The 26,227-nt window shown below is 41.3% G+C and carries 18 protein-coding genes; 14 read left to right on the top strand and 4 right to left on the bottom strand.

Translation table 11 applies throughout. The features are described from left to right. The 4 genes from OQX62_RS01860 to OQX62_RS01845 all read left to right on the top strand — a co-directional run bounded on the left by OQX62_RS01860 (position 1) and on the right by OQX62_RS01845 (position 5,587). Positions 1-1,299 carry an HAD-IB family phosphatase gene (locus OQX62_RS01860; protein ID WP_265829680.1) on the top strand — a complete coding sequence of 433 codons (1,299 nt, stop codon included), beginning with the start codon at positions 1-3 and terminating at the stop codon, positions 1,297-1,299. Then, a complete protein-coding gene (locus OQX62_RS01855) occupies positions 1,299-2,264 on the top strand; it encodes a tryptophan 2,3-dioxygenase family protein (protein WP_265829679.1) in 966 nt (321 codons plus the stop codon). The genes OQX62_RS01860 and OQX62_RS01855 overlap by 1 nt, the downstream gene beginning before the upstream one ends. Positions 2,265-2,318: 54 nt before the next feature. Further along, entirely contained in the window at positions 2,319-3,383 is a 1,065-nt protein-coding gene (locus OQX62_RS01850) for a branched-chain amino acid aminotransferase (protein ID WP_265829678.1), read from the top strand. Positions 3,384-3,472: 89 nt separating this feature from the next. Continuing rightward, positions 3,473-5,587: a S9 family peptidase gene (locus OQX62_RS01845; RefSeq protein ID WP_265829676.1), complete on the top strand. Its 2,115-nt coding sequence runs from the start codon at positions 3,473-3,475 to the stop codon at positions 5,585-5,587. Between the two features lie 30 nt (positions 5,588-5,617). Here the strand turns inward: OQX62_RS01845 and OQX62_RS01840 are convergent, their stop codons facing one another. Then, on the bottom strand, positions 5,618-7,408 hold the full coding sequence (locus OQX62_RS01840; protein ID WP_265829675.1) for a hypothetical protein: 1,791 nt from the start codon (positions 7,406-7,408) through the stop codon (positions 5,618-5,620). Positions 7,409-7,490: 82 nt separating this feature from the next. Further along, positions 7,491-9,305, bottom strand: coding sequence for a hypothetical protein (locus OQX62_RS01835; RefSeq protein WP_265829674.1), 1,815 nt, complete (start codon positions 9,303-9,305; stop codon positions 7,491-7,493). 141 nt (positions 9,306-9,446) lie between these two features. Between OQX62_RS01835 and miaB the strand changes: the two genes are divergently transcribed. The 10 genes from miaB (at position 9,447) to OQX62_RS01785 (ending at position 25,081) form a co-directional block, all read left to right on the top strand. Continuing rightward, positions 9,447-10,880, top strand: a complete 1,434-nt coding sequence (gene miaB / locus OQX62_RS01830; RefSeq protein WP_265829673.1) for a tRNA (N6-isopentenyl adenosine(37)-C2)-methylthiotransferase MiaB — start codon at positions 9,447-9,449, stop codon at positions 10,878-10,880. Positions 10,881-10,907: 27 nt separating this feature from the next. Further along, on the top strand, positions 10,908-12,140 hold the full coding sequence (locus OQX62_RS01825; protein WP_265829672.1) for a sigma-54 interaction domain-containing protein: 1,233 nt from the start codon (positions 10,908-10,910) through the stop codon (positions 12,138-12,140). A 94-nt stretch (positions 12,141-12,234) separates the two neighbouring features. Beyond that, entirely contained in the window at positions 12,235-12,651 is a 417-nt protein-coding gene (locus OQX62_RS01820) for an LptE family protein (RefSeq protein WP_322973666.1), read from the top strand. Positions 12,652-12,683: 32 nt separating this feature from the next. Further along, positions 12,684-13,820 carry a hypothetical protein gene (locus OQX62_RS01815; protein WP_265829670.1) on the top strand — a complete coding sequence of 379 codons (1,137 nt, stop codon included), beginning with the start codon at positions 12,684-12,686 and terminating at the stop codon, positions 13,818-13,820. A 14-nt stretch (positions 13,821-13,834) separates the two neighbouring features. After that, entirely contained in the window at positions 13,835-14,200 is a 366-nt protein-coding gene (gene secG / locus OQX62_RS01810; protein WP_265829669.1) for a preprotein translocase subunit SecG, read from the top strand. A gap of 223 nt (positions 14,201-14,423) precedes the next feature. Next, positions 14,424-14,717 (top strand): co-chaperone GroES, encoded by a 294-nt coding sequence (gene groES, locus OQX62_RS01805; RefSeq protein WP_265829668.1) that lies wholly within the window; start codon positions 14,424-14,426, stop codon positions 14,715-14,717. A gap of 52 nt (positions 14,718-14,769) precedes the next feature. Next, a complete protein-coding gene (gene groL / locus OQX62_RS01800; RefSeq protein ID WP_265829667.1) occupies positions 14,770-16,410 on the top strand; it encodes a chaperonin GroEL in 1,641 nt (546 codons plus the stop codon). Positions 16,411-16,548: 138 nt separating this feature from the next. Further along, positions 16,549-22,560, top strand: a complete 6,012-nt coding sequence (locus OQX62_RS01795; protein ID WP_265829666.1) for a PKD domain-containing protein — start codon at positions 16,549-16,551, stop codon at positions 22,558-22,560. Between the two features lie 5 nt (positions 22,561-22,565). Next, positions 22,566-23,594, top strand: a complete 1,029-nt coding sequence (locus tag OQX62_RS01790) for a PorP/SprF family type IX secretion system membrane protein (RefSeq protein ID WP_265829665.1) — start codon at positions 22,566-22,568, stop codon at positions 23,592-23,594. A 59-nt stretch (positions 23,595-23,653) separates the two neighbouring features. Beyond that, complete coding sequence (locus tag OQX62_RS01785; RefSeq protein WP_265829663.1) at positions 23,654-25,081, top strand: L-serine ammonia-lyase; 1,428 nt, start codon at positions 23,654-23,656, stop codon at positions 25,079-25,081. Between the two features lie 20 nt (positions 25,082-25,101). On the opposite strand, the gene OQX62_RS01780 is transcribed toward OQX62_RS01785, so the two are convergent. Beyond that, positions 25,102-25,743, bottom strand: coding sequence for an SGNH/GDSL hydrolase family protein (locus OQX62_RS01780; RefSeq protein ID WP_265829662.1), 642 nt, complete (start codon positions 25,741-25,743; stop codon positions 25,102-25,104). Between the two features lie 147 nt (positions 25,744-25,890). Next, positions 25,891-26,226, bottom strand: coding sequence for a DUF2752 domain-containing protein (locus tag OQX62_RS01775; protein WP_265829661.1), 336 nt, complete (start codon positions 26,224-26,226; stop codon positions 25,891-25,893). Position 26,227: the final 1 nt, after the last annotated feature.

Below are 26,227 nucleotides of genomic sequence, written 5' to 3'. Positions count from 1 at the left end.
ATGCAGCAGAAGAATATTTACATCATTGATTTCGATAGTACTTTTACACAAGTGGAAGCTTTAGATGAGCTTGCCCGTATTTCTCTTAAAAAACATCCGGAAAAGGAAGCTATTTTCAAAAAAATTGAAGACCTGACCAACCTGGCCATGGAAGGCAAGCTGTCGTTCAGTGAAAGTCTGGCGCAGCGTGTTAAATTACTGGATGCTACAGAAGATCATTTGAAACAGCTGATCAAACACCTGAAGAAAAAAGTATCCAGCTCCTTTTCAAGGAATGCAGCCTTTTTCAAAAAACATGCAGATCAGGTGCTGATCGTATCAGGCGGATTTAAAGAATTTATCACGCCCGTAGTGAGCCAGTATCATATTAAAAAAGAAAATATATATGCCAATACTTTTGTAACCACTGGCGACGGGAGAATTATAGATTACGATCATGCCAATCCACTGAGTGAAGAGGGCGGAAAAGTGAAACTGATGCAGTTACTTAATCTGGAAGGCGACCTTTACGGTATAGGTGACGGCTATTCTGATTTTCAGCTGCGGGAAAGCGGAATGATAAAAAAATTCTATGCTTTCACAGAGAACATTTCAAGAGAAAGCATTGTGAGTCGCGCCGACCATGTTACGCCAAGTTTTGATGAGTTTCTGTATGTCAATAACCTTCCGCGTGCTATTTCCTATCCAAAAAACAGGATTTTGTGCCTGATTATTGGTGAGGTAAGCAAAGAAAGTATAGAACTATTAAAAAAAGATGGTTATTCCGTTCGTCATAAATCTACTTTCGAAGAAAAGTATGTCAAAGACGTACATATGGTACTGATGGCTGATGGCGAAAAACTGGATCCTGAGAAACTGAAACTTGCCGTTAAACTGAAGACTATTGGTTATTTGGGCAACAGCCGAAACAAACTGGATATCCAGACCTGCACGGATATGGGGATTGTGATCTTTGATGATCCGAAAAACAATCCCAGGGATATCAATTTCATCCCTAAGCGGATGATGGATTTCATGAATAAGGGCACCACCTACTTAAGCCATAACTTCCCGAATTTACAATTGCCACTTATTGATAAATCGCACAGGCTGATTCACGTTCACCGTAACGTACCTGGTATCATGGCGCAGATCAACACTGTTTTCGCAAAACACAATATCAATATTGTAGGTCAGTTCCTGATGACGAATGCTACGATTGGATATGCAATCACAGACATCAATGCCGAATATGACAAAGCGGTTTTTAAATCACTAAAGAAAATTGAACAAACCATAAAATTCAGAGTACTGTACTAATGGAATTAACACCTGAAATTAAAGATAAGCTTGATAAGCTGCAGGAAAAATATGCTGCAATGGGTCAGGATATGGCAGCCTATCTTGATGGCTTATTGTATGCTGATTTCTTAACTTACTGGGATTACATACATCTGGACACGCTGTTGAGCTTACAGAGTCCGAAAACACCTTTCCCTGATGAAGAGATTTTCATCATGTATCATCAGATAACAGAACTGTATTTCAAACTTTCCCTGCATGAGTGCAAACAGATTGCAGAGCATCCGGCTTTGACCGTTAAGTTTTTTACCGACCGTGTAAAAAGGATCAATGCTTACTTTAATGCGCTGACCAGTTCTTTCGAGGTAATGGTAAATGGAATGGAGAAAGAGCAGTTTCTGAAGTTCCGCATGTCGCTTTTACCTGCCAGCGGTTTTCAGTCGGGCCAGTACAGAATGATAGAGATCAGCGCTACAGATTTCTCCAGACTGGTAGATAAAAGTAAGAGAGAAGAACTGGCAAACGCTACGATTGAAGAGAAGTTTGAATATATCTACTGGAAATTTGGCGCGACAGAGCTTTCCAGCGGGAAGCAAACATTGACCTTAAAACAATTTATACAGAAATATGCCGCACAGTTTTTACAACTGAGCAAGGACCGTGAACATACCAATTTCTCTGCGCTGTATCATCAATTAGCACAGGAAGGGCAGGATGTAACACAACTGGCAGATGAACTCAGAAAGCTTGATTTGTTCGTGAATGTGGAGTGGCCTTTGTCACATTATAAGTCGGCCGTAAGATACCTCGAGCGCGATCCTGTGGATATTGCCGCAACGGGTGGTACCAACTGGCAAAAGTATTTGCCTCCACGCTTTCAGAAAAGAATTTTTTATCCGTTTTTATGGAGCGGAAACCAGATTGAAGAATGGGGAAAATCATGGGTGCTTAGTGTACTGAAAACACTGCATGAAGAAAAATAAACTGGTTTAAAAGGCGAATTTTTCGTAATTTTGACCGTAATAAATTAAAAAGCCGTGATAGATACTTTAACTATAAAAACCACAAAAGCCAATCATTCACGACTGGCTGAAACTGATATCACTGATTTACCTTTCGGAAAGATTTTTACAGACCACATGTTTGTAGCTGATTTCGAAGACGGTGAATGGAAGAATTTTGAGATCCTGCCTTACGGACCAATTCCTATGAGTCCTGCGATTTCTGCGCTTCATTACGGGCAGACGATCTTTGAAGGGATGAAAGCTTATAAACAAGCTGACGGTAGCGTAAGCGTATTCAGAGCGGATAAAAACTTTGCACGTTTTAATAAATCTGCTGCCCGTATGGCGATGGCAACTATTCCTGAAGAAGTTTTTATGCAGGGTATTGCAGCATTGATCGATATCGACAGGGCATGGGTACCAGATGAAGAAAATTACTCTTTATATATCAGACCTACAATGTTTGCTACCGATCCTTTTCTGGGTGTCAGACCATCTGCAACTTATAAGTTTGTGGTGCTGACTAATCCAAGTGCACCCTATTACAGCAAACCGCTAAAAGTTAAGATCGAAACACGGTATACACGGGCGGCCGATGGTGGTGTTGGTGCTGCGAAAACCGGAGGTAATTATTCGGGTTCAATGTTACCTACATTAGAAGCACAGGCAAAAGGTTTTGACCAGCTGATCTGGACAGACTCAAAAACAAACACATTTGTGGAAGAGTCTGGTGCGGCCAACCTGATGTTCGTGATCAATGGAAAAATTGTTACTCCGGAAGTACGCGAGACTATTCTTGATGGGGTAACCAGAGATACGATTATTCACCTGGCTAAAAGCATGGGTATTGAAGTAGAAGAAAGAAGAGTGTTAATCCAGGAAGTGCTGGACAATATAGAGAATGGTTCTTTAACAGAAGCTTTTGCAGTAGGTACAGCAGCTACAGTTACGCAGATCAGCGAAATCAGCTATGAAGGTAAAGCTTATGTGCTTACCGACCCTGCCACGCGCACGGTTTCTACCAGTATTGCAAAAAAACTAAACGATATCCGTTATGGGGTAACAGCTGATGAATTCGGCTGGAACTGGACTGTTTAACGGTTTATATTAAGCGTAACATATTTGAAAGGCGCCCTTAACCGGGGCGCTTTTTTGTTATATTCATCGCGTCAATTTATAAATCATCAATGAAGAAACCATTACTATTCACACTCTGCGCGGGCCTTTGTTTTGGCTTTACCGCACAGGCACAAAAACTTACCTTTCAGCAAACTACAGGTGCCGTACCTTCGCTAACCAATAATCTGAGTCCCGTATTGGGCTGGAGCGATGAAATGCATTACATAGAATCTGACGCAAAAACCCGTCAGTTATATACTGTTGATATCAAATCTGGCGAGCGGAAATCCTATACTCCACCTCCTAAAAGCAATGTAAATGTGATGGTGCGGGATAGTGACATCTATATTCAGTATGGTAAAGATGAACCTAAACGTTTAACAAACGACCGCGCCGAGGAGAAAAATCCAACACTTTCTCCTGATGGAAAATATGTGGCTTTTACACGCAACAGCGATTTGTTTGCAGTAGATGTGGCCAATGGTAAAGAAATCAGGTATACAACAGATGCAACGGACGTAATTTATAACGGATATTCTTCATGGGTGTATTTTGAGGAAATCCTGGGGCGGCCGACTAAATACAGGGCCTTCTGGTGGGCTCCGGACAGTAAACACATTGCGTTTATGCGTTTCGACGATACAAAAGTGCCGATGTTTCCTATCAATGGCTCCACCGGCCAGCATGGCTATACAGAGAAAACAAGATATCCTAAAGCCGGAGACCCCAATCCTGAAGTTAAAGTGGGCTTTGTACCTACTACAGGCGGAGCAGTAGTCTGGGCAGATTTCAATGAAAAAGACGACCAGTATTTTGGTACACCCTACTGGAGTTATAACGGCAGCAGTATGATGGTACAATGGATGAACCGGGGACAGGACAATCTGAAGTTTTACAAAGTAAACCCGGAAACGGGTGTTAAAAAAGAAATTTATGATGAGAAACAATCGTCATGGGTAGATCTGGATTATGATGAACGCATTACTTACCTGGAAGATAAAAAACACTATATCCTGAAAAGTGATCGAACAGGATGGGCGCATTATTACCTGTATACGCTGGACGGCAAACTGATTAATCCACTTACCAGTGGAAAGTGGCAGGTGACAGATCTGGTACAGGTAGATGAAAAGCATAAAGTGGTTTATTTTTCTGCACGCAAAGAGGCTTCTACCAGAACAGATTTTTACCGTGTCAATTACAATGGAAAGGGACTGAAGCGACTTACCTTCGGGGAGTATACGCACCAGATAGCACTGTCTCCAGCGGGCACGCAATTTATTACCACCTACTCCAGTGTAAATACACCACCGAAACGGGCATTGGTAGACCATACCGGAAAAATTATTAAAGAAATTGCAGATAGTAAATCTGCTGATTTCGATAAATTTGATATCGGTAAAACCGAAATGGTCACTATTCCTACAGATGATGGCTATAACCTGCCGGCGGTGATCACTTATCCTACCGACTTCGATCAGACGAAGCAATATCCTGTTGTATTTAGTATTTACGGTGGTCCCGCTGCAGGAACAGTTACGAATACCTGGAAAGGTACTGCACCACAATGGTGGGCAAATGAAGGAATTATTCAGATTGCTGTAGATCACCGCTCTTCCGGTCAGTTTGGGAAAGAAGGTGTAGCCTTAATGCACAGGAACCTTGGTAAATGGGAAATGAAAGACTATATCACTGCAGCAAAATGGCTGAAAGCAAAACCATGGGTAGACAGTAAAAAATTGCTGATTACAGGACACAGTTATGGTGGTTATGTGACTACAATGGCATTGACATATGGTGCAGATTACTTTGATTATGGTTATGCCGGAGCTCCGGTTACGAGCTGGGAATTATACGACAGCAGTTATGCGGAAAGACTGATGGATACACCACAGGAGAATCCTGAGGGTTATAAAAATGCTTCAGTGCTGACTTATATAGATCGATATAAAGGTTTACTGCGCATCATGCATGGCGATATGGATGATAATGTACATATGCAGAATACGATACAGTTCATTAATAAAATGGAGGATGCAAACAAACATTTTGAACTGATGATCTATCCAGGGGGCCGGCATGGCTGGACTTCTACCAAGGGCAGACATGACTTCACAGAACGTGTCCGCTTTTATTATCAGAACTTACTTGATAAACCTGCTCCTGCAGAACTCCTGAAATAAAAATATATCCCTGGTTTGCTCAACAGCAGATCAGGGATTGCTATCTTTTCTTCTTTGCCTTGCCTCACGCCTTTTCTCGCGGTCTTCCTTCATCTTTTCAAACCTGGCGATCTGTGCTTCAATTTCAGCCTCTTTCCGGGGCGTTAATCCAACGCTATATTTAATTCCCTGGAACAGCGTTTTCCAGACAAAGCTGAAGAATGAATTGGTCGGGTCGCGCTCAAAATATATCGGTGCTGAAATGAACTGTCCTTTCGCATTGGGATTGTCGGGATTAATGACGAGTGCATTTGCCAGCATAGAAATCAGTCCCTGTTTTCGCAGCCGGTCACTCCCCTCTACTTTTTTCATCAGCCCTATCGATAAATCCTTATAGGCGAAATCCATTTTACCATTAGCCTTCCTGTCGTTTGCGACTACTTTAAAGCTTAACTTTTGTACTACTCCACTTTTTACCTGAACCATCCCCAAAGGCTTCGTGATCCTGTTGAGTACATTACCATTCATCCGGGTTAAATTGCCATCATAAGAAAAAGCACCATCTTTAGCGTTAAGATCAAACTTGAAATGCACATTCATTTTCCCCTGCCCCATCATGTAGGTGCTCAGGTTAGCCAACATAAAAGGATTCTTTAATTTTTCCCTGGTTTCATTCGTTGCATTTGTTACCGTTCCGGAAGTATTTTCAAAAGTTATCTTTCCTTTTTGCCTGCTATCACGGTCATACTCTGCATAACTTAAATCTACGTTGCTCAAATTTAATTTTTTGACGGTAAGTTTTCCCTTTAACGTTTGCAGTAGCTGATGCGGAAATTTCCCCATTCGTTCTACGCCACGGGAAGGAAGTTCATTGTTATTAAAAACCGAAACATAGCCATTGGTAATATTCATCTCCCTGGCAAATAGTGCCTGTTTCCGCACATATAGCGGCAAATCAATACCATTCAGAGAGATATCACTCATCTGGATATTAAACCTGTCCTTTGCATATCCCACAGCACGGCCAAAGTCCATTTCTGAATATCTTGGCACAACACTGAACTTTTTGATATTCAATTGCCCGGTAGAAGCCTTGAAAGAAAACTCATTTACATTGATATGGTACAAGCTGTCGGGTGTAGCATAACCATAATCGTTCAAATCTATCAGAACATCCTTTAATAAAAAAAAGCGAGTGGTATCCGTAGCTGAGTTTGCGTCGATGAGCCAGTCTTTCAACGTGATGTCCAGGTTTTTCAGCGAATCTGTTTCCGTAACAGCATGGTTTTTATTCACGTATTTGAAGCGGATATCCCTCAGGTTGATGCTCTTCACACGCACTTCTTTCAGGAATTTGGAGATATAGGCGTAGGGCGACTTTAGTGGTCGCGGCGGTCTGTTCTCGTTGAATTCGAACTGTTTGTTGATCATGACCACACTAGGGTGTTCAAACAGCAGCTGATCTACATTGATCTTCTTTTCCCGATAAAACCGGAGCGGGTGAAAGTTACGGATGGTCAGTTTCTTTAGGCGCACCTCATAAATATTATTGGGCGCCCGCTGGAGTAAAACCAGTTTATTAAAAATATTCGTATCCGGAATGATATTCACATCCACTACGGATGCATTTCCAAACAGAAAATTAGTATTCACAGTGGAGAATTCAATCCGGTATAGACTGTCCGTGGAGTTGAGCACCAGATCTTTCAGCTCCCGCATAATTGCCGGCCTCATCTTTCTGCTTAAGTACCATGATCCTGCATCCGCTGCTATAAACAGCAGAAATGCGATTCCAGCAACCCATTTAAAGATAAGAAGTGTTTTTCTGGATTTTTCATTCATGCAGTATCAGGGTATGATTTTCCAATATACAAATTCATTAGAATATAATTGCCTTCAGGTGGACAGGAAGCAATTATTATATTTAATTCTTATTCTTTTCAGCTTTCCTCCTGGCACGTTCTTCCTGTCTTTTCTCTTTCTTTTCTGCACGTTTTTCTTTTCGTTCCTTCATCTTGTCAACAATAATTTCCCTGCCCTTTTCCGGGCTCTTCATCGGTACGATACCCAGGCCTACAGTCTCCCTCATGCCAATGAAAACACTTTTCCAAAGTAAGTTAAAGAAAGACGCACCCGGAGGGCGCACAAAATTAATTTTAGCCGTCCGCAAAGCTTCCCCTTTTGAAGGATTAGCATCTTTGATAATCAATGTATTGGCCAGGAAAGAAAGTAGCCCTTTCTTTTTAGCCGGTGCCCCATCCTCCCCTTCTTTTAACAGTTCCACCTTCAGGTTATTATAATAGAGGTGCATTATGCCCGTTGATCCTTTTTCATTTGCAGTTACATCAAAATCTATTTTTTGAATTTGCCCGGTTTCGATTTTAACTAAGCCTAACGGAGCGGCAAGCGGATTTAACTTCACCATATCCATCTTGCCAATATTTCCTTTGAACGTAAAAGCGCCTATTTTAGATGACAGGTCGAAATCTATACGAATATCCAGCTGTGCAGCTTTAACCATAAAAGCATTTAGTTGAGCTATAGCATGATGGCTTTTAGCCAGTGAAACGGAGTCGTTAGTTACATTCCTCACACTTCCGTTCAGCTGATCAATATTTACCGTTCCTCTTTTCTGTGTAATTGGATTGTATTCTGTGTAAGCCACATTTACACTTTTTAACCTCAGCGTATCAATAGTTGTTTGTACCGGCAATCTTTTCAGTGCCATATGCGGAAAGTTCGAACCTTTGTTAACTTCTCCCGGAGGCATTTCCCGGTTCATAAATACTTTAGCCAAACCTTTATCTATCGTCAATGCCTTCGCGTGCAGCACCCCATCCGTATTCAATTTCATAAAATCTACACCTGTAAAATCAATCTGATCAAATGAAAGATCATAACGATCCTTCTGCGTTTTCAGCATCCTGCTAAATGTCAGATCAGGATACATCGGAATCATTTTCAAACCTTTAATGTGAACCGTTCCACCTGTCGCGGACCCAGTTACGGTATCCACTTTCATGGTATACATTTTATTTTTTGAGAGCGATTTATAGCCTGCCAGTTCGAAAGAAACATCTTTGGTATAATAGAACCGCGTACTGTCCTTTTCCGCATCTGCATCCAGCAGAAAATCTCTTACCTGCAGGTTCAGGTGTTTAACAGAATTAAGAATTTCGCCTGTTGCGCCGCTGACATAGTCAAAATCAGCATCTTCAATTTTAATTCCTTTAATGCGTACAGATTTAAGCGTTTTAGATATGCGCTCATACAAGCTGCGGTTATCTTTACTGGTATCAGGCTTTTTGTAAACCTTATTATAAATCATGTTGATGGAAGGACGGTCTAAAATAATATCCGTCATATCAATTTTTTTATTGAAGTAAACATTATAGATACCAATTCTGCGTAATTGCAGTTTCGCCAGTTTAATGTTAAATAAATGCGTGGGAGCTGTACCCGCCTTTCTGCTGGCATTAAATACTGCAGTATCAGGGGAAAGTAAAATACTGTCAACCACAACACTCCCCGTAACCAGGTTGAGGTGCACATCTTTAAAGTCGATACGGTACAAATGTTTGGATCCTTCATACACGACTTCCTTTATCTTTTCGGTAAGTACAGGCTTCCACTTTATACTGAAATAAATTGAAATGCCGGCTATGATAAGCATCAGGACACCTATTATCCCGGCAACCCACTTCCATATTCTATTTTTTCCTGATTGAGCGTTTGCCATAAGTGTAGATTATATATAGTATACAAGTTCGGCAGTAATAATGTTTTTTACGGTGTATTACAATATTTTTTAAATTCTGCCAATTTGTCATTTACAAATTAAATTTAGTATTTTTGCATCCAGTAAAAACGTTACCCATTTATGATTGAATTACAGCTAGCGGACAAGACACACGATGAAGAGCGACAAGGTGAAGCCCTGGTGATTGATGCACCAAAAATGATCAATGCCAGAAAGCTATACATCGAAAGCTATGGTTGTCAGATGAATTTTGCTGATAGTGAAATTGTTGCCTCTATTCTGTTAGACCAGGGTTTTGAGACAACTGGCGACTATCATGAGGCGGATGCTATATTTATTAACACCTGTTCTATACGTGAAAACGCAGAGCAGCGTGTGCGTAACCGGCTGTCACAGTTCGGGATAGAAAAACGCAGAAATCCTAAACTGATAGTTGGGGTTTTAGGCTGCATGGCAGAGCGTTTAAAATCTAAATTTTTAGAAGAAGAGAAACTGGTTGACATGGTTGTTGGTCCTGATGCCTATCGTGATCTGCCACAGCTGATTGAACAGGTAGGTGAAGGCCAGAAGGCAATTAACGTTTTACTTTCCAGGGAGGAAACCTACGCCGATATTAGTCCGGTGCGTCTGAATGGTAATGGCATCACTGCTTTTATCTCCATCATGCGCGGCTGTGATAATATGTGTTCTTTCTGCGTGGTACCTTTTACCCGTGGCCGTGAACGGAGTCGTGATCCGGATTCCATTTTAGCTGAGGCGCTTGACTTGCATCAGCGAGGTTATAAGGAAGTTACTTTATTGGGTCAGAATGTAGATTCTTACAAATGGAAAGGTAGTGCTGAAGCGGAAGATGGTGCTGAGATTATGGTGAACTTTGCCCAGTTACTGGAAAAAGTGGCCTTAATCAGTCCGGAATTGCGCATTCGTTTTTCTACCTCACACCCTAAAGATATTACTGACGAAGTTTTATATACCATTAAAAAGTACGATAATATTTGTAACAATATTCATTTGCCGGTACAATCGGGCAGTTCAAGAATGTTAGATCTGATGAACCGTACCTATACACGTGAATGGTATATGAACAGGGTTGATGCCATCAGAAATATTATCCCTGATTGTGCGATCTCTACGGATATCATTGCAGGTTTCTGTACAGAGACGGAAGAAGATCACCAGGAAACACTTCAAATGATGGATTACGTAGGTTATGATTTTGCCTTTTGCTTTAGCTATTCGGAAAGACCCGGAACACTCGCAGCGAGAAAACTGGAAGATGATATTCCTGAAGAAGTAAAGAAATTGCGTTTGCAGGAAATCTTGCTGAAACAGCAGGTATCCTCGTTGAGAAGACTGCAGGAGTCGGTAGGCAAAACAGTAAGAATTCTTGTGGAAGGTTTCTCTAAAAAATCTGACAAAGATTTATGCGGAAGGAATGACCAGAATGCAATGATCGTATTTCCGGCGGCTGACCATATTAAACCGGGTCAATATGTAAATGTGGTAATTGAGCGTTGTACATCAGCGACATTACTGGGAAGAATTGCAGATTAACAGACCAAATACTTAAAATTAATTATTTTGGACGTACAAGATATAAAAAACAGGTTCGGAATTATTGGTGGATCTCCACTTTTAAACCGTGCTATAGATATTGCAAGACAGGTATCTCCGACAGATATGTCTGTTTTGATTACTGGTGAAAGCGGTAGCGGAAAAGAAGTGTTTTCCCATATCATCCATCAGATGAGCACACGTAAACACGGTGCTTTCATTGCCGTAAACTGCGGGGCTATTCCTGAGGGGACTATAGATTCGGAGTTATTCGGCCATGAAAAAGGTTCATTTACAGGTGCACATGAGGCACGTAAGGGATACTTTGAAGTGGCGAATGGCGGCACAATCTTTTTGGATGAGGTTGCAGAACTTCCATTAGGTACACAGGCGCGTTTACTGAGGATTTTGGAAAGCGGAGAGTACCTGCGTGTAGGATCTTCCAAAGTGCAGAAGACTGATGTGCGTATTATTGCAGCAACGAATGTCGATGTATATAACAGGGTTAAAAACGGGAAGTTCCGGGAAGATTTATACTACCGTTTAAACACGGTACCGCTACGTATTCCAGCCTTACATGAACGTAAAGAAGACATCTTTTTACTGTTCAGAAAATTCTCAGCAGATTTTAGCGATAAGTACCGCAGTCCGGGTATCCATCTGGAGCCAGACGCGATACAATTGCTGTCCAACTATAGCTGGCCTGGAAACGTAAGACAATTGAAAAATATTGCCGAACAGGTTTGCGTACTGGAAAAAGACCGGAATGTTACCGCGGCTGCTTTGATGAATTATATTCCAAATGAGGGTGGCAGCAATTTGCCGATGGCCATTAACGGAAATAACAAGGAAGACTTCTCAGAGCGCGATATACTATACAAAGTTCTTTTTGATATGAAAAAGGACATGATGGATTTAAAGAAATTGGTTGCTGAGATTATTCAGAGTGGTGGAAATACTTCACATATCATGGCCGAGAATCCGCATTATATTAATCAACTGTATCAGGAAATAGATCAGAAGATCAATAATGATCCTACGTTAACGATCAAAAAGCCTTCACAAAATGCACCTGTAGATTATAACTACGCACACGATGCAGAAGAAGTTGAAGAGTCCTTATCTTTAATTGACAAAGAATCAGACCTGATCAAAAAAGCTTTGAAAAAGCATAAAGGCAAGCGTAAATTTGCCGCTCAGGAACTGGGTATCTCCGAGCGTACATTGTATAGAAAAATCAAAGAACTGAATTTAAATTAGGATGAAAAAGAGCTGTTTGTTATTACTTTTTATACCATTAATGGTCCTGAATTCTTGTTCGGTAAAGTTGAACGGAGCATCTATTCCTCCAGAAATGAAGACTGTAACCGTACAATTCTTTGAGAATAATGCGGCCATGGTAGTACCCAACTTAAGTCAGGATTTTACCGAGGCTTTAAAGCTGCGTATCCGTAACCAAACCAGATTGAGCATTACCCAAACTGATGCCCATGCGATATTTGAAGGAAGAATTACAGGATACGACATCAGACCTATTGCCTTACAGAATAACAATGCCCCTACTGCCGGCGGTAACAGGATTACGATAAAAGTAAGCGTGAAATACACGAACAACCTGAACCCCAAGCAGAGCTTTGAGGAAACCTTCGAAAGGTTTAAGGATTTCAACATTGGAACTCAGCCTTTACAGACTATTCAGCAGCAATATAATAAAGATATTAACTTACAGCTCACCGAAGATATTTTTAACCGTGCCTTTGCACAATGGTAGTGAAAATGAATATCAATCATTAACTTAGCATCGTGGAGCTGGAAAAAGACATTAAAAAACAACTTGCAGACTTGCTTTCTAACCCTCAGCAGGTATCGGCAGAGGACACTGCATTGTTAAAACAGTTATTGCAGGAATACCCCTATTATCAACCCTTGCATCTATTGTTGGCGAAAGCGAATAAGGAGCAGGCGGAGGAGGCAAATACTCTTGCAAAAGCTTCACTTTATACCAATGGTCAGTTATTATATCACTTCCTGCATACTCAGCCTGAAGAAACAGCAGCATTTGATATTTACCATCAGCCCGTTGAAATTATATCAGAAACTCCCGCAGCCGATGAGCAGGAAACATTTGAAGAAATAAGCGATCCATATACTTCAATTGACGAAAACGATAAAGAAGATGAGATTTTCGAAGAAATTTCTGAAGTAGATTTATCTCAATACAGGCCTTTCAGAAATTCTGACAGCACAGGTAACGGAGATGCGGTCATACCAGTTGCTGAAACTCCTGAACGCAGGTCTTTAACAGATGATTTCGTTTTTGAAAGCATTGCTTCGTCAGACTTTTTCGCTTTTGAGGAATCATTCAGTATCGATACTGTTGAAGAGTCTACACAGGAAGAGGTACAAACTCCAGCCCCGAATATAGCTGCAGAAGGAATAAAACCAGAAAACCAGGTTAGCAATTACAATGACGAGAAGCTGCCTTATACTTTCCTATGGTGGCTGGATAAAACCCGAAAAGAGCATCAGAGTTCATTTCAGCCTTATGCGATGCCCAAAAAGGAACAGGGGAATGAGTTACAGCAGCAATATGTGGAGCATATATTCCATGTTCAGAGTCACCTTCCGGAAAATGAAGATTTGACTGAAAATACGGATCACCCTAAACCTGTGACAAAAGATTCTGAGATCATCGAAAACTTTATCAGGAAAGATCCTCAGATTGCACCACCCAATGCGGAGCAGATCGACAATGAAAATAAGGCAAAGAAAAGTGCGGAAGACCAGAATGACCTGGTATCGGAAACGCTGGCCAGCATCTACATAGAACAAATGCTTTATGACAAGGCGATAGATACTTATCAAAAATTAAGTTTGAAGTTCCCAGAAAAAAGCCGTTACTTTGCCGACCTTATCCAATCTGTAGAAAAGAAAATTTAACCATTTAACATACTATGCTTTTTTTAATTATTTTATTGATCATTATTTGTGTTGCATTAGGTCTTTTTGTTTTAATACAAAACCCTAAAGGCGGTGGTCTTGCAACTGGCGGTTCTGGCAGCAACATGTTCGGCGTACAACGTACAGGAGATGTTTTGGAAAAAGGCACCTGGGTATTATTGACACTTGTAGTAGTGCTATCTTTAGCCGTTACTACTATTGGTAAAACTGGTGGTTCATCTACTTCGGGTGGTATCGATCCGAAACTTCAGGAACAACTGGATAAAACGCCTACACAATCTCCAATTGGAAGTGGCGTTGCTCCATCTACTGCAACTCCTGCTCCGGCTCCTGCAACTCAGGATACGACGAAAAAATAAGCTTAAAGCGATCTGATATTGAGAAGCCCGTTAGGAATCCTAGCGGGCTTTTTTGTTTTCTATCCTGCCAGTCTGACACGAAAAAACACAGCCTGATTCTATTAGCTGACAAGCCTGCGTAAATTTGTCAAGCAAAACGCCCTTGGCATAAAAACTGTTACAGGCTTAGTGTGAATCTTAGTATTTATAACGTTAACCTTTAAATTAAAATCGATAATAAGTTATGGCTTTAAACATTAAACCCATTGCAGATAGAGTAGTTGTTGAAGCTGCTCCTGCCGAAGAAAAAACTGCTTCGGGTATCTACATCCCGGATACAGCGAAAGAAAAACCTCAGCAAGGAACAGTAGTTGCAGTTGGACCAGGCAAATATGCTGAGTCGACAGGTAGCCTTATTCCATTGAGCGTTAAAGTTGGTGACGTAGTTTTATATGGCAAATACGGAGGTACTGAAATTACTTATGAAGGTAAAGAGTATCTGATTATGCGTGAAACTGATCTTTACGCAGTTCTTTAATCGCTGGATTTCAGCAAATCACACAAAATAGTTTAAAAAACATTTTATCAAAATGGCAAAACAAGTTAAATATAACGTAGAAGCCCGTGACGCCCTGAAAAGAGGTGTTGACACTTTGGCTAATGCTGTAAAAGTTACATTAGGACCAAAAGGACGTAACGTAATTATAGACAAGAAATTCGGTTCACCATCAATCACTAAGGATGGTGTTACTGTAGCAAAAGAAATTGAACTGAAAGATCCTATCGAAAATATGGGTGCTCAGATGGTTAAAGAAGTTGCTTCTAAAACTGCAGATATTGCAGGTGACGGAACAACAACTGCAACTGTTTTAGCTCAGGCGATCGTTACTGCTGGTATCAAAAACGTTGCTGCTGGTGCAAATCCAATGGATTTGAAACGTGGTATCGACAAAGCAGTTTCTGCAATCGTTGCTAACTTAAAATCTCAGTCGCAAACTGTTGGTGAAGACAACAACAAAATCAAACAAGTTGCGTCTATCTCTGCAAACAATGACGAAGTAATCGGTTCACTGATTGCTGAGGCAATGGCTAAAGTAGGTAAAGATGGTGTAATTACTGTTGAAGAAGCAAAAGGTACTGAAACTGAAGTTAAAACAGTTGAAGGTATGCAATTTGACCGTGGTTACTTATCTCCATACTTTGTAACTAATGCAGACAAAATGGAAGCGGAATTAGAAAACCCTTACATTTTGATCTATGACAAAAAAATCAGTAACATGAAAGAATTGTTACCGATTTTAGAGAAACAAGTTCAAACTGGCAAACCATTGTTAATCATCGCTGAAGATTTAGATGGTGAAGCATTAGCTACTTTGGTAGTAAATAAAATCCGTGGTTCCCTGAAAGTTGTTGCTGTTAAAGCTCCAGGTTTTGGTGACCGTAGAAAAGCAATGTTAGAAGACTTAGCTATCTTAACAGGTGGTACTGTAATCTCTGAAGAAAGAGGTTATAAATTAGAGAACGCTGACCTTACTTACCTGGGTACTGCTGAGAAAATCATTGTTGACAAAGACAATACAACTGTAATTAACGGTGCTGGTCAGTCTGAAGACATTAAATCTCGCGTTAACCAGATCAAAGCACAAATCGAAACTACTACATCTGACTATGATAAAGAAAAATTACAAGAGCGTTTGGCTAAATTAGCTGGCGGTGTTGCAGTTCTTTATGTAGGTGCAGCTTCTGAAGTGGAGATGAAAGAGAAAAAAGACCGTGTTGATGATGCTTTACATGCTACTCGTGCAGCAGTTGAAGAAGGTATCGTTGCTGGTGGTGGTGTTGCTTTCATCCGTGCTATTGAAGCATTAGATGGATTGAAAGGTGAAAACGAAGATGAGACTACAGGTATCGCTATTGTGAAACGTGCAGTTGAAGAGCCATTACGTCAGATCTGCGAAAATGCAGGTATTGAAGGTTCTATCGTTGTTCAGAAAGTTAAAGAAGGAGCAGGTGACTTTGGTTACAATGCCCGTACTAACGTTTATGAAAACTTAATCGGTGCAGGTGTTATCGACCCAACTAAAGTAAGTCGTGTAGCATTAGAAAATGCAGCTTCAATCGCAGCTATGTTATTAACAACTGAGGTTGTTTTAGCTGACGATCCGGAAGATAATGCTGGCGGTGCTGGCATGCCTCCTATGGGCGGCGGCGGCATGGGTGGAATGATGTAATCAAAAGCCTGTTTAACAGCCAATTAAAAACCCGCTATTAGTAGCGGGTTTTTTTGATTATAGGGAAATTCATACTCGTAGTTATATTTTTAGTTTGGAAATTGATAATTCCTTACTATGTTTATATAACGCTACAATATGAGGAAAATTTTACGCACTTTATTCGTCCTTACTCTTCTCTTTTTATCCTTCCAGTCTAAAGCTCAAATTACCATTGGGACGGTGGATGCTGGACCGTATACACCGGGGTCGAGTATTGCTGCAACTTTTAGTTTAGGGTCGACCTGTGTACCTATTGGAAATCGTTTTGAATTATACCTTTCAGATGCAACAGGTAATTTTGTGTCCAATACACCTATCGGAAATTATGCTGGGTTCTATTCTACCTATGTAAATGGTATTATTCCTGGAGGAACACCAGCAGGAACCGGATATAAGCTTAGAATAAGATCAACTAGTCTGGGTATATTCTCGACTGAATCACTGCCATTTACTATCATTACCGGTAATTCAACTGAAGCAAGGTTAACAAGTCCTGCTCCCATTTCAACAAGTCCAGAAATAACGTTTGGTTCGTGCAATACAGACGAGAACACACCTAATACACCATTTAGGTTCACAAATGCATCCACTGCAGCTAATGTAACAGTAACCATAACTAATGAACTGAATAGCGGTCCCCCCACAGTTATGACATTTACATCTATTAATGAAATTCAAACATATACAGCTACGTTAGCACATTTTACCATGTTTGTAAAGGCAGTAATGCCAGATGGAAGGGTTTCAACGAAAGCTTATTTTTTAATAAACAATCTAGCTGTAACTGCTTTTACTACAACAAGTGGAAATACAGTTTGCTTTCCAACAGGAGCATTTGAATATCGGGTTGATGTAAATTCAAACGATGGAATAAAAATAAATTTCCCTGGAAATACCTACCATATTGATTGGGGAGATAATACGTTCAATGATTATACTTATTGTGATATTTTAACAAACAGCAGCAAGGTAGGCCATACTTTCACACGGTCATCGTGTGGACTATCCTATACTTCAGGAACACAAACTGTTTATAATGCCTTTGGCGTAAATGTTGGCGTTATGAGTCCTTTTTGCGGCGCTATCGGATCTCCGCTATCAACTCCGGCAAGAGTTGTATCCAGACCAGAGAACAGATTTACATTTCCCCCAATAGCATGTTTGGGAGATAATGTCGTTTTTACCAACCTATCACTTCCAGGGCAAAAAGCAAGCACAAATTCTCCAGGATGCGCGGATAATAATGTGCTTTACTCATGGTATGTTGATGGTGTACTGATTGCACAGGATAAACCGCTGAACTTTAATTTCGAACGCGTATTCACAACTAAAGGACAACATTTAATTATGTTGACATCTTCAAGTGATGGTGGATGCCAAGCAGATAACATTGAATTACCGATCTGTATACAGGATCCTCCAAAACCAAGTTTTACAATTCCGACAAACCTCCTTTGCTTAACTTCCGGCACACTTACAGCAACAAGTACATCAATTCTCGACAACACATGTCCCAATACCCCAACTTATCTATGGGCTGTGACCAATGAGACAGGTGCACCTGCATCCGGTGTCACTTATATCGGGGGAACGAATGCAAACAGTATAAATCCGCAATTTAGGTTTAACCAGCTCGGTATCTACAATATTACACTTACAATTTCATCAGCAACGTGTCAAGTCACGACAATACCTCAAAGGATAGTAGTTAATACTGACCCGCTAGTTTCGCTATCTCCTGACATTGCACTTTGTGCAAGAGGAGAATACACATTTGATCCAAATGCATCTGTAACAAAAACGACAACTAGTGGTACTGCAGATGTATTAGCTAATACCTATACATGGACAGTAACTGGCGGACAATTCGATTTCGTGGCACCAACAAACGCGAATAGCAGATATCCCAAAATAAATTTCAAAGATTTCGCGACTTATACAGTTACGCTTACCCATACCAATAATTGTAATACAGCAACGGATGTACAGCAAATTACTTTCTCTCCTGCACCTATTCCTGTTATCACTGCGACCCCTTCTACAGTATGTTATAATGATAATATTAACCTCACAGGTAGAATAGATAATAACAACCCTAATACGACATTTCAATGGGTAGGTTCTGGCACATTTACTCCTGTCAACAATCTTACAACAATCTATACGCCCACAAACGCAGAACGAGTAGCTGGCGTAGCGAACATAAAACTAGTTGTACAAACAGGATTGGTTGGCACCTGTTCTCAGGTAGAAACACTATCCTCCATTACCATATTTCCGGAAAATACAACAACAAATCCTGTTGCTTCAAGATCCCAAAATATATGTACAGGCAATCAGGTAGCATTTTTACCTACATCGACAGTATCTGGGAGCATTTTCACTTGGACAGCTACTAATGCTGATGGAAATGCATCAGGAATCAGAACTGTTGGTTCAGGTAAAATCGAAGAAACTATTGTAAATACGAATCCTACGGCCAATGCAGTAGTGGTATATACAATCACACCAAAAGCAAACGGATGCGACGGTGTTCCGTTTACTTTCACAGTAACCGTTACTCCCAGACCAGTTGTTACTGTTAATCTGGCAGCGCCTACGATCTGTAGCGGTACAGGTGCAGGAATTACCATGTCTTCAAACCTACCAGCACCGCCTTCAACTTCTTACATCTGGACAAGTGTCGTTACGACAGGGACTATTGAGGGAAACACAAATAATGCTCAATCAACGACTACTGGAGTTATAAATGATATTTTAATAAATACAAGTAAGGAACAAGCCACTGTTATCTATACTATCACACCTATTTCAGCAGCTGGTTGTCCGGGGACACCTGTTGATATCACTATTCTTGTTGACCCAGCGGTTACTACTGCCAAGGCTGGTAATGATGAGAGTATCTGTGATCAGGATAATTTCACTCTACAAGGAAATGCTCCAGAGATACCAAATGAAACAGGTACATGGACACTCACTTCTGGCCAAGTAGATATTACTATCGTCAACCCTAACTTACCAAATACAGCGATAACTGGATTAAGAGCCGGACAATTTTACACTTTCAAATGGACAATTTCTGCACCAACTACTTGTTTACCAAGCTCTGACGAAGTTGTTATTACTGTTAATGAACCTACTGTAGCAGGAATAATAAGCAGCGATGCCACTATTTGTATCGGCACGAGTGGCTCTCCCATTACACTTGCAGGTCAGATCGGAAGTATTATAAAATGGGAAAGCTCAATCGATGGTGGTTTAACGTGGGAAGCAATTGCAAACACCACAACATCACTTACATACCCAAACCTTACTATCACTACTCAATATCGGGCTGTAGTCCAAAACGGAAGTTGTCAATCCAAAGAAACCAATATTGTTACTATTACTGTAACACCTACTGATACACGTGCAGATGCAGGGACAGATCAGCAACTTTGTAACCAGCTTAGTGTCACCTTAGCGGCAAATGCAAGCACACCATTAAAACCTGGAGAAAGTGGATTATGGACTTTAGTGCCGGCCAATCCAACAAACCCAACTATCAATATTGTTAATCCTACCAGCCCTACAACAGAGGTAACCGGATTGGTGATCGGGCAAACTTATACATTTAAATGGACAATCACAGGCCCCTCGGCTTGCGGACCGACCGAAGACAATGTAGTTATCGTTAACCTTCCACCAATTACAGGGAATACCGCTAGTAGTACCAGTGCAAATGTCTGTTCAGGACAAACTGTTCTGCTAAACGGAAGTCAACCCACTGGCGGAACTGGCTCCTATATATATCTTTGGGAAATCAGTACTGACAACGGAAATACATGGGACGTTGTGTCTGATGGAGCGGGTAAAGATTTAACTTTCCTAATCACTGTCACAACCAAATTCAGAAGAACCGTTAACAGTGGTGCCTGCCCTTCAATAAGTAATGAATATCAGATTATTGCAGAGCCCCCAATCGATAATAATATTATTTCTGCAGATCAGACCTTTTGTACAGGATTAACACCCGCCTTGCTCACCGGGACAACTCCTACAGGTGGTGGTGGCAACTTTAATTACAAATGGCAATCTAGCATTGACGGTGGTACGACCTGGACAGATATTACAACTGCTGTTGGCCCTACCTATCAGCCGGTTGCATTAACTGTTACTACACTTTACAGAAGAATTGTAAGTACAATCACCTGTAACGGAGACCAAAAAAACATCAGTGACCCTGTAACGATCACGGTTAAACCAAATGCAAAAGCAGAGTTTACATGGACAAAAGATAAAGATTGTACTCCATTCGTTATCAATTCCAATATCATTAGTGTACGTGAGTATCCTGACCGAAATGCAACCTATACATGGTTTGCAGACGCACTACAAATCGGCACAGGACCAACCTTTCCCGGTTATACGATCAATAGCAGTAATGAGTCTGTAACTATCAAATTAATAGTGACACCAAGTACTGGATGCCAGAACGACGAAATGAGTCATGTGTTCAGTACGAATCAGAGCGCAGCAGCATCCTATACACAAAGTGCTACCGAAGGCTGTGGACCATTATTGATAAACTTTGTTAACACCTCTGCTTCTTTGGCCGACGCTACATTCAGATGGGACTTTGGCAACGGATCAACTTCTTCATCAGCACAACCGTCGGCAATTACTTTCCAACCAGAAGCAACCGGCAGAGATACGATCTACACAGTAACCCTAACTGCAATAACCTCTTGCGGAACGAGCTCAGTTACTTCAACAGTATTTGTGAAAGCGAAACCAGTAGCGGTATTCTCTCCCAGCAAAACTGACGGCTGCTCCCCAATGCTGGTTAACTTTACCAATACATCTCCGGGAAGCACGAATAGATATTTCTATGATTTTGGTGATGGAACACCGATTCTGGAAAAAACAGATAAAAGTCCGGTAAGCCATACCTACAATACAACAACGACACAGACGTTCCGGGCGACCTTGACTGTTGTGAATGAATGTGGAACAGACGTTCGGGGATATAACATCCGTGTAGCGCCTCAAAACATCACTCCTGAGTTAGTGGTGGATGCCAATGAGAAAGAAGGTTGCGCTCCTTTACTGGTGAATTTTGATAACAATTCAATTGGTGCAACACGGTTCACATTTGATTTCGGAGATGGCGGAACTGCAAATACGGTTAGCCCGGGAAGGGTTCAGCATACCTTTACCAGACCAGGAACCTATACGGTTACAATGACCGCTTATAACAGTTGCTCTGAAATTGCAACGACAGAAACAATCACAGTTCTTCCACAGCCGGTGGCCGACTTTAATGCAGACATTACACTGGGATGTGCAGGTTTAGCGGTGCAATTCAGAAATACTACCCAGGATGGCTTTAGTTACAGATGGGATTTTGGAGACGGAACGACTTCTGATGAGTTTGAACCGATACATACTTATGATGGCGAGCAGGAATATTATACAGTTACACTAACCGCAACAAATACATTAGGATGCTCTATTGCTGTGATCAAGAATCAATATATCCATATTGTCCTTCCTCCGGTTGCACGATTTAATGTAAATCCATCTACAGTAATCAGTATTCCAAATTATACATTTAGATTTGAGGATGAAAGCACAAATAACCCTACTATCTGGGCATGGGATTTTGGAGACGGCACCACCTCATCTCTGCAAAACCCATCGCATACTTATGCAGATACGGGATCTTATGTGGTGAGATTAAGGGTAGCCAATCAGCAAGGTTGTTCAACGAATACGTTTAAAACAGTGCAGATAGTCGGTGTTCCGGGATACCTTTTTGTACCGAATTCATTTATGCCGGGAGGTGAGAATCCCGAGCTGAGAGAGTTTAAGGCAAAAGGATCTGGTATCAAAACCTGGAAAATGAGTGTCTTTAATAAATGGGGACAAACACTATGGGAAACTACAGAGTTAAATGAAGGTCGCCCTGCTAAAGGATGGGACGGAACATTCCAGGGAACCGTACAACCGCAAGGGGTGTTCTTCTGGAAGATCGATATAGAATTTATAAATGGTACGGAATGGAAGGGAATGACCTACGACTCCAGCGCTCCGAAGAAGACAGGTGTAATCCATTTAATCAGATAAAAAGAATGAAGTTATTTTTAAAATATATAGTTGTCCTGTTTTTATCTGCCTGGTCGGTTACCGCCTCAGGACAGGACCATATATATTCTCAGTTTTTTAATGCGCCGCTGTACCTTAATCCTTCTTTAACTGGGCAGTTTGAAGGAGATTTAAGGATGAATATGATTTACAGAAATCAATGGACAGGTATCAGCGGAAATCTATCTTATTTGCATGCGGCTGTGGATGTGAACATTCCCCGTTTTGGTGGTGGTTTAGGACTGCAGTTTAACCGCAGCTCTGAGGGAACAGCTTTTTTGGTAAAAAATAATGTGGCAGCCAGCTACTCCTACAGTGTGGGAAGTGAGGATTTCGTTTTATCATTCGGTATTCAGGCAGGGTTTACGAACAGACAAATCAACTGGAGTAAGCTGGTATTTTCTGACCAGATAGACAACCGCCTGGGTTATATCCCGGGATCAATCAGCAGTGCCCAGATGCCGGATATGGCGAATAAGTTTTTCTTTGATCCCGCAACAGGTGTCAACCTTGTTTATGGCAAATTTATGGCAGGCATTGCATTGCATCACGTGAATGAGCCGGATGAATCTTTTAGTGGCGCACAGGCAAAATTACCCAGACGGATCACGGCTAATGCGAGTTACCGGCTACCCCTTACATCTAGTAACACCTACGGATCTGAAGATGGTGCTTTCTTAATACCTTCCGTAGTATATTATAAACAAGGAAATGTTTCCTCTATGAGTGCGGGTATGCAATATAAGTACAGGGCTATCAATGCAGGCCTTTGGTACCGTACGGCTGGTGAAGGCGGACCGGATGCACTGGTAGTATCGCTGATATTTGACATCTTTTCTGGCGGTAAAAACGGAGAAAAACTTCGTCTCGGTCTGAGTCACGATGCAACTACGTCTAAAATAAATTATACCAATACAAATGGCACAACCGAAGCTAGTGTAGGATATGAAAAATATTTCCCGAATAGCTCAAGCTATAACAAGTTTAATGGACTGCGCTGCTATGATTTCTATTAATTATAAATCTCTCTGTTAAAACCCTTTCCTAATTCATTTTAACTATTTAGCTTTACGCCATGCATAGAGAACAAATCTCCGTATTTGATATTTTTAAAATCGGCATTGGTCCGTCAAGTTCGCACACATTAGGCCCCTGGAGAGCAGCACAGCAGTTTACTGCATCATTGGCAGCAAAGGGTATGCTGAATGACGTGGAGCAGATTAAAATATTACTATACGGTTCTCTTGCTAAAACAGGGGTTGGCCACGGTACTGACATTGCTATTTTATTGGGAATGACTGGTGCAGACCCCGTAACTTTTGATGTAAATGCAATTGATTCAACAATTGCAACCATCAAAAAAGATCAGTTACTGGTCCTGGCAGGTTCAAGATTAATTAGCTTCGACTATAATGATGACCTGGTTTTTCTTTACAATGAAAGCCTTCCTTTCCATCCAAATGCAGTTACTTTTCAGGCTTTTCTGAATACGGGTAAAGCATTTTCTGAAACTTACTATTCTGTAGGTGGCGGCTTTGTAGTGAAAGAAGGTGAAAGCGGACATGACAAAGAGCAGGTAGAACTTCCATTTCCTGTGGAGGTGGCGGGCGACCTGCTACACTGGTGCCTGACTACGGGATTAAAAGTATCTGAAGTAGTAATGGAGAATGAATGTGCATGGCGCAAGGAAGCAGAAACCAAACAGGGTATCATGCAGCATTTTAAGGTGATGAAAGAATGTACTTTCCGTGGCTGCCATACCGGAGGATTTCTACCCGGGGGATTAAATGTTGGGCGTCGTGCTGCGGCTTTAAATAAAAGACTGATAAAAGACAGACCATACACTGATTACGAAAGCTGGATAACAGCAATCAGGGAAGGCGGCAATAGTTTTAATTATACGCTGGACTGGGTAAGTTGTTTCGCCTTGGCGGTTAATGAAGAGAATGCCTCATTTGGTCGCGTAGTTACAGCGCCAACGAATGGTGCAGCGGGTGTTATCCCGGCAGTATTACAATACTATATCGCCTTCTGTGACGGTTTTACGGAAGATAAAATTATCCAGTTTGTGGCCTGCGCATCTGAGATCGGTAGCATCTTTAAAAAGGGTGCAACAATTTCTGCTGCAATGGGTGGTTGTCAGGCAGAGATCGGCGTATCCTCTGCGATGGCTGCGGCAGCTTTAACGGAATGCCTCGGCGGATCACAACGCCAGGTAATGATGGCTGCAGAAATTGCCATGGAACATCACCTGGGCTTAACCTGCGATCCTATTGGGGGACTGGTGCAGATTCCCTGTATTGAAAGAAACACAATGGGTGCAATTAAAGCAATAACGGCAAGTCAGCTTGCACTGCAAAGTAACCCCGATAAAGCTAAAGTAAGTTTAGGAGCTGTAGTAAACACCATGTGGGAAACCGCGCTGGATATGAATTCTAAATACAAAGAAACATCAGATGGTGGCCTGGCGACTAACATTCCGATCAGTTTGCCGGAATGTTAATCTTACAAATAAATTGACTCCTACTTTTTAAATACAGCTAATACTGATGGCAAAATATGAGCGGCCCAATCCTGATACATTTTACCGGATGGATGAAGTCCGTCTCCGGCAACAAGCGTACTATCAGTAGCAGCATTTCTGGAAGCAGGCGTAATATCTATATAACTAACTGATCGTTTAAGCGTCTCTTCTCTGTTTACGGCATTAAATGCATCGATTTCTTTGGCTATTTCAGCTATATTCCTTCCGCTTTGTTTCCCGAAAGGCGTAGCTCCCCAGTCAGGAATAGAAACCACAAATACGTGAGCAGTATTTCCACCAGCGTAGGCAATCGCTGTTTGCAGCAGATCCTTAAATTCCGTACGGTAAGTATCAATTGAATAACCTCTGTATTGGTTGTTTACGCCAATAAGTAAAGTTACCATATCATATTTGGGCTGAAGAGAGCTGGATTTTATAGCAGTTTGTAATTCATTAGTGGTCCAGCCGGTTGTAGCTACAATAGTTGGTTTGCCTATCTTTAAGTTCTGCAGATTTGCTGCGGCAGCCAGCTGAGAAGGAAAACTCTGATCCTGCGGAACCGCCTCACCAATGGTATAAGAGTCGCCTAGCGCAAGATAGCTGAGCTGATTGCCTGACTGTTCTGTTTGAATTGTATCCATTCCAATATCTGTATGTGTGCTGCTTTTTGCACAGCCCAGTAAAGATATTAACAAAACGATAACTGGTGTAATATTCATAGCTGAAAATACGAAGGAATCTCCTTTATAGATGTCAGTATAACTAAACAGTATAATTTTGTTGCTTTGCTAATGCGAATGTGGAACAGCTAGCTTAATCACATAGCTGATGATCACGATTGAGCCAGCGATTATCGCTAAGCTATTAACAAGACCTTTACTTCTTGCACCCCACCAGTAATTGGCAGACAGGCTGATGATGAAGGTTAGCAGTAATGGAACAATTGGCGGGTAGAGCTGAAAGCTCTCCTGAAAATCGCCTTTGATGAGTGCGATCAAAGCGCGTTGAAATCCGCAACCCGGACAATCATATCCGGTTAAATATTTAAAGGGGCAGGGTATCAAAAACATATTCACTTTCTCCCAAAAAGAAGAGAAAGCGAATATGATGCATATGAGAAACATT

This window comes from Pedobacter sp. MR2016-24, from assembly GCF_026239655.1.
Lineage (GTDB): Bacteria > Bacteroidota > Bacteroidia > Sphingobacteriales > Sphingobacteriaceae > Pedobacter.
The sequence above is the reverse complement of the archived record's forward strand: the minus strand, read 5'-3'. Positions and strand labels throughout refer to the sequence as shown.

Excerpts from the sequence above, each read along its gene's own strand:
- OQX62_RS01860 (WP_265829680.1), top strand. The coding sequence starts at position 1 with ATGCAGCAGAAGAATATTTACATCATTGATTTCGATAGTACTTTTACA.
- OQX62_RS01855 (WP_265829679.1), top strand. The coding sequence starts at position 1,299 with ATGGAATTAACACCTGAAATTAAAGATAAGCTTGATAAGCTGCAGGAA.
- OQX62_RS01845 (WP_265829676.1), top strand. The coding sequence starts at position 3,473 with ATGAAGAAACCATTACTATTCACACTCTGCGCGGGCCTTTGTTTTGGC.
- OQX62_RS01840 (WP_265829675.1), bottom strand. The coding sequence starts at position 7,408 with ATGAATGAAAAATCCAGAAAAACACTTCTTATCTTTAAATGGGTTGCT.
- OQX62_RS01835 (WP_265829674.1), bottom strand. The coding sequence starts at position 9,305 with ATGGCAAACGCTCAATCAGGAAAAAATAGAATATGGAAGTGGGTTGCC.
- miaB (WP_265829673.1), top strand. The coding sequence starts at position 9,447 with ATGATTGAATTACAGCTAGCGGACAAGACACACGATGAAGAGCGACAA.
- OQX62_RS01820 (WP_322973666.1), top strand. The coding sequence starts at position 12,235 with ATGAAGACTGTAACCGTACAATTCTTTGAGAATAATGCGGCCATGGTA.
- secG (WP_265829669.1), top strand. The coding sequence starts at position 13,835 with ATGCTTTTTTTAATTATTTTATTGATCATTATTTGTGTTGCATTAGGT.
- groES (WP_265829668.1), top strand. The coding sequence starts at position 14,424 with ATGGCTTTAAACATTAAACCCATTGCAGATAGAGTAGTTGTTGAAGCT.
- groL (WP_265829667.1), top strand. The coding sequence starts at position 14,770 with ATGGCAAAACAAGTTAAATATAACGTAGAAGCCCGTGACGCCCTGAAA.
- OQX62_RS01795 (WP_265829666.1), top strand. The coding sequence starts at position 16,549 with ATGAGGAAAATTTTACGCACTTTATTCGTCCTTACTCTTCTCTTTTTA.
- OQX62_RS01790 (WP_265829665.1), top strand. The coding sequence starts at position 22,566 with ATGAAGTTATTTTTAAAATATATAGTTGTCCTGTTTTTATCTGCCTGG.
- OQX62_RS01785 (WP_265829663.1), top strand. The coding sequence starts at position 23,654 with ATGCATAGAGAACAAATCTCCGTATTTGATATTTTTAAAATCGGCATT.
- OQX62_RS01780 (WP_265829662.1), bottom strand. The coding sequence starts at position 25,743 with ATGGATACAATTCAAACAGAACAGTCAGGCAATCAGCTCAGCTATCTT.
- OQX62_RS01775 (WP_265829661.1), bottom strand. The coding sequence starts at position 26,226 with ATGTTTCTCATATGCATCATATTCGCTTTCTCTTCTTTTTGGGAGAAA.